Source organism: Microbacterium sp. Kw_RZR3 (assembly GCF_029222405.1).
Taxonomy (GTDB): domain Bacteria; phylum Actinomycetota; class Actinomycetes; order Actinomycetales; family Microbacteriaceae; genus Microbacterium.
This window is the reverse complement of sequence record NZ_JARHXC010000048.1, coordinates 1-14,044: the sequence shown is the minus strand read 5'-3', so window position 1 is coordinate 14,044 and position 14,044 is coordinate 1. Positions and strand designations below refer to the sequence as shown.

11 protein-coding genes are annotated in these 14,044 nt (G+C 71.0%); 4 read left to right on the top strand and 7 right to left on the bottom strand.

Annotated features, from left to right (window positions below):
* Positions 1 to 106: 106 nt before the first annotated feature.
* On the bottom strand, positions 107 to 1,129 hold the full coding sequence (locus P2P98_RS02175; RefSeq protein WP_275796754.1) for a methylenetetrahydrofolate reductase C-terminal domain-containing protein: 1,023 nt from the start codon (positions 1,127 to 1,129) through the stop codon (positions 107 to 109).
* Positions 1,130 to 1,236: 107 nt separating this feature from the next.
* Here P2P98_RS02175 and P2P98_RS02170 point away from each other — a divergent pair, with 107 nt between their 5' ends.
* The 3 genes from P2P98_RS02170 to P2P98_RS02160 all read left to right on the top strand — a co-directional run bounded on the left by P2P98_RS02170 (position 1,237) and on the right by P2P98_RS02160 (position 5,678).
* Positions 1,237 to 1,851 (top strand): pyridoxamine 5'-phosphate oxidase family protein, encoded by a 615-nt coding sequence (locus P2P98_RS02170; protein ID WP_275796752.1) that lies wholly within the window; start codon positions 1,237 to 1,239, stop codon positions 1,849 to 1,851.
* A gap of 1 nt (position 1,852) precedes the next feature.
* Entirely contained in the window at positions 1,853 to 2,686 is an 834-nt protein-coding gene (locus P2P98_RS02165) for an FAD binding domain-containing protein (protein ID WP_275796750.1), read from the top strand.
* Between the two features lie 133 nt (positions 2,687 to 2,819).
* Entirely contained in the window at positions 2,820 to 5,678 is a 2,859-nt protein-coding gene (locus P2P98_RS02160) for a molybdopterin cofactor-binding domain-containing protein (RefSeq protein WP_275796748.1), read from the top strand.
* A 76-nt stretch (positions 5,679 to 5,754) separates the two neighbouring features.
* Here the strand turns inward: P2P98_RS02160 and P2P98_RS02155 are convergent, their stop codons facing one another.
* Positions 5,755 to 6,615 (bottom strand): PhzF family phenazine biosynthesis isomerase, encoded by an 861-nt coding sequence (locus P2P98_RS02155; RefSeq protein ID WP_275796746.1) that lies wholly within the window; start codon positions 6,613 to 6,615, stop codon positions 5,755 to 5,757.
* A 216-nt stretch (positions 6,616 to 6,831) separates the two neighbouring features.
* Positions 6,832 to 7,683 (bottom strand): AraC family transcriptional regulator, encoded by an 852-nt coding sequence (locus P2P98_RS02150; RefSeq protein ID WP_275796743.1) that lies wholly within the window; start codon positions 7,681 to 7,683, stop codon positions 6,832 to 6,834.
* 217 nt (positions 7,684 to 7,900) lie between these two features.
* Here P2P98_RS02150 and P2P98_RS02145 point away from each other — a divergent pair, with 217 nt between their 5' ends.
* A complete protein-coding gene (locus P2P98_RS02145; protein ID WP_275796741.1) occupies positions 7,901 to 9,139 on the top strand; it encodes a hypothetical protein in 1,239 nt (412 codons plus the stop codon).
* A 283-nt stretch (positions 9,140 to 9,422) separates the two neighbouring features.
* Here the strand turns inward: P2P98_RS02145 and P2P98_RS02140 are convergent, their stop codons facing one another.
* From P2P98_RS02140 to P2P98_RS02125, 4 genes are all read right to left on the bottom strand, one after another.
* Positions 9,423 to 9,650: a GrpB family protein gene (locus tag P2P98_RS02140; RefSeq protein ID WP_275796757.1), complete on the bottom strand. Its 228-nt coding sequence runs from the start codon at positions 9,648 to 9,650 to the stop codon at positions 9,423 to 9,425.
* A 35-nt stretch (positions 9,651 to 9,685) separates the two neighbouring features.
* Complete coding sequence (locus P2P98_RS02135; RefSeq protein WP_275796739.1) at positions 9,686 to 10,963, bottom strand: allantoate amidohydrolase; 1,278 nt, start codon at positions 10,961 to 10,963, stop codon at positions 9,686 to 9,688.
* Positions 10,960 to 12,207: an alanine--glyoxylate aminotransferase family protein gene (locus P2P98_RS02130; protein WP_275796737.1), complete on the bottom strand. Its 1,248-nt coding sequence runs from the start codon at positions 12,205 to 12,207 to the stop codon at positions 10,960 to 10,962. The genes P2P98_RS02135 and P2P98_RS02130 overlap by 4 nt, the downstream gene beginning before the upstream one ends.
* Before the next feature lie 244 nt (positions 12,208 to 12,451).
* Positions 12,452 to 14,026 (bottom strand): AtzH-like domain-containing protein, encoded by a 1,575-nt coding sequence (locus P2P98_RS02125; protein ID WP_275796756.1) that lies wholly within the window; start codon positions 14,024 to 14,026, stop codon positions 12,452 to 12,454.
* Positions 14,027 to 14,044 lie beyond the last annotated feature (18 nt).

The window sequence follows — 14,044 nt, the reverse complement described above, 5'->3', positions numbered from 1 at the left end:
GTTGCGGCGTGTCCTGGACACTCAACGAACTCGCGGCGGGCGGCGGCCCGCGACGCACGACCCCACGCCCCGCCCGGCCGCACGCCCCGCGCGGCCGCCGCGCCCCTCACCGCAGACGCCGCGCAACCTCCGCCATCGCCTCGGCGAACGACTCCTCGGCGCCCTCGCGACCGCCGGAGAGGTTCACGCCCACCACCCCGGGGATCGCGAGCATCTCCTCCGCGAGCGCGACCGCGAGAGCGATTCCCTCGGCACGAGGGTCTGCGGCACTGCGGACGCGCGACAGGAACCCGTCCGGCAGCACCAGCGTCGTGAACGACTCGAGCAGTGCGGCCGAGGCGTGGTCGACGACCACCGGAACGCAGGGGATGTACCGCACCGGCTCCCCCACCTCGTCGATGAACCGCCGCACCGGCTCCGCGCCGCCCGCGTGGTTGACGAAGCACACGTCGGCACCCGCCCGCAGCTTCTCGCGCAGCCGCGCGGCGCGGCGCTCCACCGGCGGGGCCGCGGGCGACCCGGCCACCGACACGACGTGCCCCGCCGCCCGCGCGAGCGCCGCCGCCTCGGTCGAGTCGAGGTCGAACACGGGGGCGGCGTCCGGCCGGTGACCCGTCTGCGTGTGGTCCCCCGTGACGCAGTGCACCCCGGCCACGCCCTCCACCGCGAGCGCCGCGAGCTCCCCCTCGATCGCGACGCGGTTGCGGTCGCGCATGTTCAGCCCGGTCCAGACGCGCAGCCCCCGTCGCTGCAACAGGTGCGCGCGGTAGGCGGGAGGGAACTGCACGCGCGCGGTTCCCGCGTCGCCGGCGAGGACGGCATCCACCTCTCCCGAGAGGACAGCGGCGCAGCCGTCGATGGATGCCACACTCAGCGCCCGCGCCGGCAGGTCGGCCACGACCCACGGACGGGTGTCGAGAGAGGCCAGGGTGTCCGCCGCCGCTGCGGTTCGCGGGCCGGGGCCGACCGGGGTCGTGCGGTCGACGCCGGTCCACGGCACCGTCGGACGGGGGAGGAACACGCAGCGATGGGCGGCGTCGATCTCGCACGAGCCGTCGAAGCCGACACCCCCGCACGGGCCGTATTCCATGCGCTTGGGGCACACGTCGATGAGAGGCAGCGAGCTCATGGCCGCGAGTGTAGGGACGCCGTGTTTCGGCGAATGTTCGTGGTGGCAACATCACCGAAACGCGGCATCCCTACGCTCGGCGATAACCCCAGCCCCCGGGAGGACCCATGATCACGGCCGGCACCACCTTCGGTTCCGATGTCGACGTCACCGACGTGCTCGTCGCCGACCCGATCGCGCTCATGGTCCGGTGGCTGCCGTCGCACGACAGCGAATTGCGCCCCCTCGCCGCCCTCTCGACCATTGGGCTCGACGGCATCCCGTCCCTCCGCCATGTGCTCATCAGCGACAGGGATGCCGCGGGCCTGACCTTCCACACCGATGAGGCGAGCGCGAAGGTCGCCGAGATCGCCGCGAACCCGGTGGCCGCGATGGCCGTGGCGTGGCCCGAGGTCGGGCGCCAGCTCGTCGTCCGGGGAATCGTCGAGCGCGTGACCCCCGCGGAGGCCGCGGCGGTCTACGCCCAGCGCTCGCGCTACCTGCAGCTGCTGGCGTGGCTGAACACGCGCGAGAACGCACAGCTCGACACCGCCGCGCGTCAGCACCTGTGGGCCGAGTTCGACGCCGCACACCCGACGCTCGACCCGCCTTCGCGCTGGGTCGGTTTCCGCCTGCGTCCCGTCACCCTGACGTTCTGGCGCGGCGACCCAATCGGGCAGAGCACGCGCCAGCACTACACGCTCTCCGACGGCCGCTGGTCGGGCAGGATCCTGGCGGGCTGACATGGACATCACCACCGTCACCTCGTTCCGCCCGGCGCGCACGCGCGCCGATCTCGCGCTCGCGCCCGGTGAGGTCGTCATGGCGGGCGGCACCTGGCTGATGAGCGAGCCGCAGCCGACGACCACCGGGTTCGTCGACCTCACGACCCTCGGCTGGCCCGACGTCGAGATCACGCCCGACGGCCTGCGCATCGGCGCGACCTGCACGATCGCCCGCCTTCTCGCCTGGGCCGAGACCGAGGCGCCCGCCGAGTGGACCTCGCTCGCGCTCGCCCGCCCGTCCGCCGATGCCCTCCTCGCGTCGTTCAAGATCTGGAACACCGCGACCGTCGGCGGTAACGTCTGTCAGGCCTTCGCGGCCGGGGCGATGATCGCGATGCTGTCGACCCTCGATGCCACGGCCCTCATCTGGACGCCCGACGGCGGCGAGCGCGTGATCGCGGTGGCCGACCTGGTGATCGACAACCAGGCGACCTCGCTCGCCCCGGGCGAGGTGGTGCGCGCCCTCGACATCCCGATGCACGCGCTGCGCTCGCGCGTCGGGCTGCAGAAGATCGCGCTCGCCGAACTCGGCCGCTCGGGGGCGGTCGTGACCGCGCGCGTCGATCCGGACGGTTCGGCGGTCTTCGTCGTCACCGCCGCCGTCCGACGCCCGCGGGTGCTGAGATTCGTCCGCGTTCCGGGTGCCGGAGAGCTTCGGGATGCCGTGGCCTCCGCGACCGACTTCTACACCGACCCGCTGGGCAGCGCTGACTGGCGGCGCGGCGTGAGTGTCGTGCTCGCCGAGCGGCTGCGCGCGGCGTTCGCCCGCGACCTCGCGGAGGGCAACGCGTGAGCGCGGCACGCCGCGTCGCCGTCCCGCGCTCCGGAGTTCCGGGCGCCGCGGGCTGCGCTAGTCGGATTCGGTCGGCTTCCTCCGGAGCGCGGCACGCACGGTGCCCGGTCGGCACGCAACGGGAAGGCATCGCGTGAGGTTCCACGTCAACGGGGAGCCGGTCGACGCCGAGCCCCGACCGGGTCAGTGTGCGCGCACGCTGCTGCGCGAGACGGGCCACGTCGAGGTGAAAAAGGGCTGCGACGCGGGTGATTGCGGTGCGTGCTCCGTGCTCCTCGACGGCGAGCCGACGCACTCGTGCATCATCCCGGCGATGCGTCTCGATGGGCGCGCGATCACGACGGCCGCGGGCCTCGCTCCCGGCGACGATCTGCATTCAGTGCAGGAGGCCCTCGCGTCGGGCTTCGGCTTCCAGTGCGGGTTCTGCACGCCGGGCATGAGCGTCACTGCGTCAACCCTGACCGCGGCCGATCTGCCCGACCTCGACCGTCGCATGAAGGGCAACCTCTGCCGCTGCACGGGCTACCGCCCGATCCGCGAGTCGATCCGCGAGTCGGTCCTGGGTCCCGTGCGCGAGACCGGCGCCGGTGCCGCGCAAGCGGAGCGGTCCGGATGCATGACCCATGACCGCACGGCCCTCCCTGCCGCCCCAACAGATCACTCCTGCCCCACGGGTCATGCAGATGAACCACGCCCAGGCGCAGCAGACGGCCGCGTGGGCTCACCGACCATCCCCGAGGCCGCGCAGCGCATCGTGCAGGGCCGCGAACCGTTCACTTTCGATGAGCCGGTGCCCGGCGGTCCCCCGCTCGTGCTGCGCGTCGTCACCTCGCCCCACGCCCACGCGCGGATCGTCGCGATCGACACCGCGGCGGCCCTCGCCGTCCCCGGCGTCGTCGCGGTGTTCACCCACGAGGACGTCCCCGACATCCGCTACTCCACGGGTCGCCACGAGCACCGCACCGACGACCCCGACGACACGCGCATGCTCGATGACGTCGTGCGCCACGTCGGCCAGCGGGTCGCGGCGGTCGTGGCAGAAACGGCGGAGGCGGCGGATGCCGGCGTCCGCGCGGTCCGTGTCGTCTATGACGTGCTGCCCGCGGTCTTCGACCCCGAAGAGGCGCGAACCCCCGGCGCCCCGCTCCTGCACCCCGACCGCACGCCCGAGGAGCGGGTGATGGATGCCGGACGCAACGTCGTCGCCGGGTTCCACACCGGCCACGGCGGCGACATCGACGCGGCTCTCGCCGCGAGCCACGCGACCGTCACGGGCGAGTGGACCTCGTCGCGCGTCACGCACGCGGCGCTCGAGACCCACGGCGCCGTCGGCTGGCTCGACGACGACGGCCGTCTCGTGATCCGCTCGTCGACGCAGGTGCCCTTCCTCGCCCGCAACGAGCTCGCGCACATTCTCGGCCTCGAACGCGACCGCATCCGCGTGTTCGCGACCCGGGTCGGCGGCGGCTTCGGCGGCAAGCAGGAGCTGTTCACCGAAGACCTCACGGCCCTCGCCGTGCTGAAACTCGGCCGCCCCGTGGCGTACGAGTTCTCGCGCACCGACCAGTTCGTGCGGGCGTCGCTCCGGCATCCGATGCGCGTGCGCACCACGCTGGGAGCGGATGCCGACGGGCGCCTGACCGCGATGAAGATCGACGTGCTGAGCGACACCGGCGCCTACGGCAACCACGCGATCGGCGTGCTGTTCCACTCGTGCGCCGAGTCGACGACGCTGTACCGCGTGCCGACGAAGTGGATCGACGCCGAGGCGGTGTACACGAACAACCCGCCGTCGGGCGCGTTCCGCGGCTACGGGCTGGGGCAGGTCGTGTTCGCGGTGGAGTCGGCGATGGACGCCCTCGCCCAGGAGCTCGACATCGACCCGTTCGACCTCCGCCGCATCAACGCGGTGAAGGAGGGCGACCCCCTTCACCCCGACGACGACGAGAAGTACGAGGAAGACCTGATCTGGGGCAGTTACGGCCTCGACCAGTGCCTCGATCTGGCCCAGGACGCGCTGCGCCGCGGCAACGACACCGAGGCGCCGAAGGGGTGGCTCGTCGGCGAGGGCATGGCCGCGGCGATGATCGCGACGATGGCCCCGCGCGGGCACATCGCGCACACGACCGCGACCCTGCGCCCCGACGGCACCTACTTGCTGCGGGTGGGCACCGCGGAGTTCGGCAACGGCACCTCGACCGTGCACCGGCAGATCGCGGCGACGGTGCTCGACGCGCCGCACGAGCGCCTGCAGCTGTGGACGGCCGACACCGACGCCGTGCGGCATGACACCGGAGCCTTCGCGTCGGCGGGAACCACGGTCGCGGGCAAGGCGCTGCACGTCGCCTGTTCGATGCTGCGGCGGCGCATGATCGACATCGCCGTGGAGCTGGCCGGAGGGGATGCCGCCTCCGCCGAGCTGGTGGCATCCGGTGTCCTGGCTGGAGACGAACTCGTCACGTGGGAGCGGATCGTCGCGGCCGCGCCGGCGACGATGTGCGACGAGCACGGGCTCACGGCCGACGGCGCGGAGCTCGGCGACTTCCGCTCGCTCGCCTTCAACGTCCACGCCGTGCGGGTGGCCGTCGATCCCGAGACGGGAACGGTGAAGGTGCTGCAGTCGATCCAGTCGGCCGACGCCGGCGTCGTCATCAACCCGGCGCAGTGCCGCGGGCAGATCGAGGGCGGGGCCGCGCAGGCCCTCGGCGGCGCGCTGTACGAAGAGGTGTACCTCGAGGACGGCGTGGTCCAGAACCCCGTGTTCCGCACGTATCGCGTGCCGCAGTTCGCCGACGTCCCCGACACAGAGGTGTACTTCGCCGAGACCGACGACACCCTGGGCCCCTTCGGCGCGAAGTCGATGAGCGAATCGCCCTACAACCCGGTCGGCGCCGCGATCGGCAACGCCGTCTCGCGCGCCCTCGGCCGTCGCGGCTACGAGCTGCCGTTCTCGCGCGATCGCGTGTGGAGGTTGGCCGGCGGGACGGCGTAGCCGGGTTTGGGGCGCGTTCGTCCGTTTGGGGCGGGGAATTTCACGCCCCAAACGGATAATCGCGCCCCAAACCCGCTCACCCCGCCAGCGGCACAGCCGTTCCCGACACCCGGATGCCACCGCTCGGCGGCACGTCCACCTCGAGGATGCTCGGCCGACCGATGTGCCGCCCCTGCCGCACCGTGAACCGGAAGGGCGCGGGCACGGCGATGCGGTCGCGCAGGTAGACGCCGAGCGCGGCGGCGGCGGAGCCCGTCGCGGGGTCTTCGAGGATGTCGCCGACCGGGAAGATGTTCCGCGCCTCGACGGTCATACCGTCGCCGATCTCGCCCGCGACGTGGATCACGGTGACCGTGCCCGCCCACCCGCGCTCGTCCATCAGCGCGCGCACCGGTAGCGGGTCGTAGCCGAACCCGTCGAAGGTGGCTGCCGAGCGCACCGACACCACGGGGTGCACGTTTCCGGCGAAGGCCTGCGCGAGTGGCATCCGCGGGTCGAGGTCGTCGTCCGCGAGGCCCAGCAGGTCGAGGAGCCGGGCGGCCACCTCGGGGTCGAGGTCGGCGACGTGCGGCTCGACGCTGGTGAAGCCCGCGGCGATACGGCCCGGCTCCCCGGTCGTGACCACGTCGACGTCGCCCGCGGGGGTCGCGAACACCCACGAGCCGACGCCCGACCGCTCGGCCAACGCCACCGCGGTCGCGATCGTCGCGTGACCGCAGAAGGGCACCTCGGCATCCGGAGAGAAATAGCGAACCGACACCCGCTCGCTGTCGCGGCCCGTGACGAACGCGGTCTCGGGGTGGCCGAGCTCGGCCGCGATCCGCTGCATGTCGGCGTCAGCGAGCGCACTCGCGTCGAGCACGACCCCCGCAGGGTTGCCCCCACCGGGTTCCGCGGCGAAAGCGGTCAGATTCAGGATGCCAACGGCCTCAGTCATGCGTCGATTCTGTCGCGCGGATCGCGGCGGGGGTGCGGGCCAGTGCGGGGTTCGTGGACTGCGTCGATGCCCCGCTGATCTCGAATGCGGCTCACAACATGGATTAACGGGCTCGTTGTTCTCGGTTATGGGCCCTAACCCAGAACAACGGGTGGATCAGTCCGCGCGAAGCATCTCCACCGAGAAGGGTGGCGCTCTCGGCACGGCTGCACGGAATCACACCCGCAGATCCCGCTCCCTCCGCGCCCGCGACAGAGCCCTCGCGGAAGGGAAGCCCGAGCGTCGCGCCACCTCGTCGGGCGGAAGGCCGCTCGCCCCGAGCGCGTCGGCGAGCTCAAGGCGTCGAGCGCGGAGGGCGGCACTCGGGGTGTTTCCGTACCGCGCGAAGACGCGAGCGAGGTACTGCCGCGACACGTGCAGGGCGTCGGCGAGCTCCTCGACAGTGAATCGCGGGTCGGGGGCGCGTTCGGTGAGCAGGCGCGTCGCGGCGGCGAAGGTGGCCTGGGCCGAGCGGAACCCGGAGGCTTCGGCATCCGCCCCCGCCCGCCCGGCGATGAGCGCCGCGCACAGGCTCTCGATCGCGCGTCCGAGCGCTGACTCGGCGGTGACGCCCAAGCGATGGTCGCCGTTCAAGATCGCGTTGACGGTGGATGCCAGTGCCCGCCACACCGGCCCGTCATCCGCACCCGGTAGTTGCGCCGGCTCCTCGAACAAACGGTGGGCCGAGGCGACCTCGATACGCGCCGTGGGCCGAGCGACGCGCAGTCCCACAAGGTCGGCATCGGGATAGACCAGCGCGTCCCCCGCGCCGAGATCGGCGGCGGAACCAACGAGACCCACTCCGACCGACCCCTCCGCCTGCAGCACGAGGGTCGAACCCGTCCGTGGGCTCGGTGCCGGTTCGATCGTCAGGGCGGTGTGCCAGAGGCGGCGGACCACCACGCCGGCGACCTCGGACTCGTCGACGATGAGCACGGACGGCCCCTGCGAGACCGGCGTCGCCACGAGCGAACGCTGCGCAAACCACTCGACGACCGCAGCCCCCTCGGCGCGCATGTTCCGGGTCACGCGGCTCCGTTCTCGAAAGGTGTCGTTCCACCCTCACCGCCCTTCGCCCGCGCGCCCCGCCAACCCCCGAATCAATCACCTCCGCGTTCACACTTCACAGACTCCGGATGCCAACACCACCGCTGTGTCGTCACCCTCTGCGGTGATGAAAACCTGCGTTTGGCTCCTGTGTAGAAGCACCCGAAAGCTGGGCGCCACCCCATCCGAAAGGTCTCTTATGTCACACGACATCGAGCAGCACAACACTGCCCCTTCTGCCACGCGCCGCACGGTTCTTACGGGTGCGGCGTGGTCCGTCCCGGTCATTGCGGCGGCGAGCCTGGCCCCGCTCGCCGCCGCGTCCGACACCGTGACGCTCGCCTTCGACAAGTCGACCTACAACGGCACGGCCTGCGGCACGATCTCCGGCGCTTACGTGACGGTGACCGTCAACGGCGTCGCGACAGCGGGGAAGAGCGTGACGACGACGCTGAGCGCCGGCTACAAGTTCTCGGGTGGCTCAGCCTCTTACACCGGCGTGAGCGACGGAAGTGGCAAGGTGGCGCTACCGTCAATAGCCGTGCCAGGCCAGGGTGGCCAAAGCGTACTCAAGGCGATGCACGCGACGACGACCGCAACCAGCACTGCGGCAGCTCCAGCGGCAAGCAAGGCTCATTCAGCTACCGCTTCCGGAAGCAACAGCACCTACAGCGGCATTCCTGGCACCGCCGTTCCGATCGGTGGAGCCGGGTGGTTCTTGGATGGAACCACGCTTTACTACTTCAACGCTGTGTACGCCACCGGGGTAAGTAGCGCTGTCGGGGTTCGAGGGAACGGAATCGACTACGTCACATACATGCAGAATGGTAAAGCGCACTCCGTGGACTCGGCCGGGGGGAACGTGACGTCTCACAGCGTCCCTAGTACGGCCATACCCGTCGGAGGATGGGGGTGGTTTTTGGATGGGACCACCCTCTACTATTTCGACGCCGTGTACGCGACAGGCGTCTCGAGTGCCGTCGGTACGAGCATTTACGGCGTCGACTACGTCAGCTTCATGCAGAGCGGAAAGGCGCACGCCGCCAACTCGTCTGGATCGAACGTCACCTACAACGCGATTCCCAGCACGGCAGTTCCTGTCGGCGGGGCGGGCTGGTTCCTTGATGGGGAGACCCTGTACTACTTCAACACCGTCTATGCCACTGGCGTGACCAGTGCCGTGGGAACTCGCGGCCTCAATATCGATTACGTCACATACATGCAAAACGGAAAGGCTCACTCTGTCGACTCTGCTGGGGGTAACGTCACCTCGAACAGCGTTCCGAGCACAGCCATACCCGTCGGAGGATGGGGTTGGTTCCTGGACGGGACCAACCTCTACTCATTCAACAACGTCTTTGCCACCGGCGTGACTCACGCTAAGGGAGCAAGCGTGGGTGGAACGGATTATGTCTCGTTTATGCAGGGAGCATGCTGAAGCACCACTGCGCCATTGATGCCAAGGTGAGGTCTACCCAAACCTGCTCGACCCGCGATCCCAGCAACGCCTTGGCAGGTGCCTGCCGCCCGCTGCGGCATCGGCGGTGAGGTCGCTCTACCGGGGATCTTGGATCCCCTCCGGATTGTGAACAACAAGATCCCTTCCGGTGACGTCCGGCCCAGTCCAGTAGCGGCCTGCGCCCTGAACACGGCCGGACGTCACCGCCAATTCCTAGATGGATCGACACTGGTTCGCTACTGAGACCCCACCCGCTCGTGAATCACTGTGAGTTCGCCGCCCACCCCTCGAACTCAACCTGCACCTCGTCGAAGAACACCGTCTTCGCCCGCGTGTAGTCGTCGTAGTCGGTCTTGCCGACCTGCTCCGCGCTCAGCGCCTCTTTGATCCGCGCGTACCGGTCGCGCTCGGCGGGGTGAGCCCGCAGCCAATCGCGGAACCACACCGTGCACTGGCCCCAGGGCGAGTCGAGCCGCCGGACGTGGAGGATCGCTCGGGCATCGCCGCGCCGATAAGGTCACGCCGTCACCGCGACTCCGCGCCCAGGTGCAGCACCGCCTCGGCCAGCGCGCGGATCCCCACCGCGACATCGTCCGCCGCCACCGACTCGTCGGGGTGGTGACTGATCCCCTGCGGGTTTCGGAGGAACAGCATCCCCACACCGGTGATCGCCCCGATCGACATGGCATCGTGCCCCGCACGACTGAACAGGGTGGGGGCATCGCCGCCGATTCCCGCCCGCACGACGTCCTGCAGGAGTGGTTCGCAGAAGACCGCCGGGGCGCTGTGCACCTCACGCGCGTGCCAGCGGAGACCACGGCGGCCCATGATGGCATCCAGCTCCGCGGATATCGCGTCCCAGGTGTGATCGCGGGTCGCATCGAACTCGCCCCGTAGATCGAGCGAGAAGTGCGCCTCACCGGGCACGACGTTTACGGCACCCGGGAACGCCTCGAGCTGCCCGACCGTGCCGATGATGTGATGCTCGCCGCGGCAGATGCGCTCGACGGCGAGCGCCGCCTCGCTCGCCCCGAGGAGCGCGTCGCGGCGCATGTCATACGGTGTGCCGCCGGCGTGCCGCGCTTCTCCCTCGACGACGAGCTGGAACCGCCGCGCGGACGCGATCGACGACACCGCCGCGAGCGAAAGACCCGCCCGGTCGAGCTCGGGACCCTGCTCGATGTGCGCCTCGAGATAGCCCACGAGCTGGTCGGGCCGACGCGCGGCCTCGCCGATGCGGCCCGGATCGAGGCCGAACTCGCGGAACGCCTCGCGGAGCGTGGAGCCGTCGGCATCCGTCAGGTCCCACCAGGACTCGTCCCACTGCCCGGCCACGGCGGACGAACCCAGCAGCGCCTTGCCGAAGCGCGTGCCCTCCTCGTCCGAGAACGCGATCACCTCGAGAGCAAACGGGAAGGGACTCGACACCGTGCCCTCGTCGTCCACCCGGCGGAGGAGCCGCACGACCTCGAGCGCCATCAGCACACCCACGATGCCGTCGAAGCGGCCGGCATCCGGAACCGTGTCGAGGTGCGAACCGAGCATGAGGGCGGGGGCATCGGGCGCACCGACGGGAACGAGGCGGCCGACCTGATTGCCCGCCGCGTCTTGTCGCGTGGTCATGCCGAGCTCGCGCATCCATTCGGCGGCGAGGCGGTTCACCCGGGCGTGCTCAGGTGACAGGTACACGCGTGTGATGCTGCCGGGCGTCGCGGTGACGCGAGCGAGCTCCTCGCAACGCCCCATGACGCGGCGTGCGGCCGCGGAGATGCGCTCGGGCTCGACCTGGAGGCGGGTCTTCATCCGGCGGCCCCGGCCGGGACGGCAGCCCCGTACACGTCCTGCGCGGCCTCGACGCCGCCACCCGCGGGCACCGACGCGCCGTGCCGGCGCAGCACCGTCTCGAGGGCGGCGAGGGTGGTGAGTACGGCGTCCTTGCGCGCGTTGTAGCCCATCGTGCCGATGCGCCAGACGCGCCCGTGCAGCGGACCGAACGACGTGCCGATCTCGATCCCGAAGTCGCTCAACAGTTCGCTGCGCACGGCGTCGCCGACCACGGCATCCGGAATCTCGACCGCGACCACGTTCGTCATCTTGTGCGCGACGTCGCCGAAGACGGTCAGGCCGAGGCCTCCGACGCCTGCGAGCATCGCGTCGCCGTGCAGCTGGTGCCGCGCGATGACCTCGTCACGACCCTCGAGCAGCAGCACGCGCGCGCACTCCCGCGCGCCGTAGAGCATCGTGGTCGCCTCGGTGTGGTGGTTCAGGCGCCGCGGGCCCCAGTAATCCAGGATCATCGCGAGGTCGAAGTAGTTCGAGCGGATGAAGTCGGAGGCCACGGCATCCCCCTCCTCCCGGATCCCTGCCTCGACCCGGGCGCGCGAGCGCACAACCTCGACGGCACGGTCGGACAGGCTGATCGGCGCCGAACCCGAGGGTCCGCCGAGGCACTTCTGCAGGCCTGCGGTCGCGGCATCCAGGCCCCAGGCATCCATCTCGAACGCGTTGCCTCCGAGGGAGGCCGTGGCGTCGGTGTAGAAGAGGGCGTCGTGGGCGCGGCAGATCTCGCCGATCTCGTCGAGCGGCTGGAGCATCGTGGTCGACGTGTCGCCCTGCACGCACGCGACGAGGTGCGGCTTGACGCGCTCGACGGCCTCGCGGATCGTCGAGACCGGGAACACCTGGCCCCACGGCACCTCGATCGTGTGCACCTCGGCGAGCGCGCGCTCCGCGATCTCGGCGAGAAGGTGTCCGAAGCGGCCGAAGACGGGGACGAGCACGCGGTCGCCGGGGCGGATGAGCGAGACCATCGCGGCCTCGATGCCGGCGCGGCTCGTTCCGTCGATGAGGAGCGTCGCGTCGTTCGCGGTGCCCCAGACCTGCCGGTAGAGCTCTTGTGTCTCGTTCATCGTCGCGGTCATGAACGGGTCGTACTGCCCGACGAGCGGGGCTCCCATCGCGCGCAGCACGCTCGGGTATGCCGAGATAGGACCGGGGCCCATGAGCAGGCGGGCGGGCGGGTCGATCGGGCCGGGGAGGTGGGTCATCGGGACTCCGTGGTGCGGGGGCGGGCGGGGTGAAGCGACGCGGGCGAGCCGGCGTGCCGAACTCCTGAGAATTTGGCCGCGGAGACCGCTGGCACCGGTCTCATGGCGAGGTGGCGCTCGAATCTCAGGAGTTTCGCGCGGGAAGATGCCCAGGCGTCACGCGAGGAGCCGCCGCGCAGAACCGCGCGCGTCGGCGGGTGAGAAGTCAGGAGTTTCGCACGGCTGGGCGACGGAGTTCCGCGGGTCATCGGCCGACCCCCGCTTCGACGAGCGCCGCGAGACGCCGAGCCAGACGGACCAACGCGATGTCCGTCCCCGCACGCGCCACGAGGCACACGCCGACGGGCGCGCCGTCGACCGTCAGCAGCGGCACCGAGATCGAGGGGAGCCCCGCGATCGCGGCGGGTGCCGTCATGCGAAGAGTGGCCGCACGAACCGCATCGACATCAGCGGTGCGCTGCGGCGCCGGGCCGGGCACGGTCGGGAAGATCAGCACGGCCCCGTCGACGAGCTCGGCCAGGTGCGCCGCGATCGGCTCGAGATCTCGGCGCGCATCGGCCTCGGCTGCGGCGGTGATCCGCGCGGCGATGTCGAAGCGCTCGGCGACCGCCGAACCCACGGCCCCGGGGTGCGCCCGCAGCCACTCGCCGTTGTTGCGCCAGGCTTCGGCCCCCTGCACGGTACGGAACGTCGTGAAGGCGGCATCCAAATCGCCCGCCTCGACAGCGCGGAAAGGCGGCGGTTCGTCGGATGCCGCGAGCGCGGCCAACATCTTCGAGAACGCCTCGCGGGTCGCCGGTTCGACGCACGCGAGGATCTCCTCGGGGACGAGGAACCGCCACGGCAGGTCGTCGCCGGACGCACCGTAGACGTTCTCGGTCGACGCCGACCCGTCGTAGCTCAGGCACCACTCGGCCACGCGCTCGAGCGTGTCGCCGTCACGGGTGAGCCAGCCGATCGTGTCGAACGATTGGGCGAGCGGGAGCATGCCCTGCCGCGGAACGAGGTCGTGCGTCGTCCGCAGTCCCCACAGTCCCTGGTACGACGCCGGCACGCGGATGGACCCGGCGGTGTCGGTGGCCAGGCCGATGTCGGCGTGTCCCGCGGCGACGGCGGATGCCGGTCCGCTGGAGGACCCGCCGGGGAGCGCCCCGACGACCGCGCCGTTGGGCGGGGTGCCGTAGTGCACGTTGTCGCCGGCGATCGAGTAGGCGAACTCGTCGGTGCGGGCGATGCCGCGGAGCGACGCTCCGGCGCGGAGGAGGTCGGCGACGGCGGGTGCGGTGGCTTTCTCGGGCCGTGCCCCCTCGAGGTAGGTCGGGTTGCCCGCCCCGATGCGGAAGCCCGCGATGGCGAACAGGTCTTTCACCGCGACGGTGAGTCCCGCGAGCGGCCCCTCCCACGCGCCCTGGAGGAAGGGATCGCCCACGCTCCGCCAGATCGAACGGTCGAGGGGCGGGGTGCGCGGTGCGACGTGGGCCGCGGTGATGAGCCAGCCGCCGTCGATGCGCTGCCACACCTGCGTCTGCAGGCCCCGGCCCCCGCCGCGGAAGCGCGAGACCGACATGAGCAGGGCGACGTCGGGCCCGAGCGGGCGGTAGTGCACGTCGGTGATGTCGCGCGGGGGGACACCGCCGCGGAGCGAGCGGAACCCGCTGATCGCGTCGTGTCCGACGAGCAGCCCCGCGGGGTCGCCGCGGAGCGTGTCGGGCCCCGGCGCGAAGAAGGCGTCGAGGGCGTCGAGGTCATTCGCGACGATCGCGCGCTCGTACGCGTCGAAGGCGTCGCGGAGGTCGGCGGGGATCGTGGCATCTGTCATCGCGCGCCCCTCTCGTTG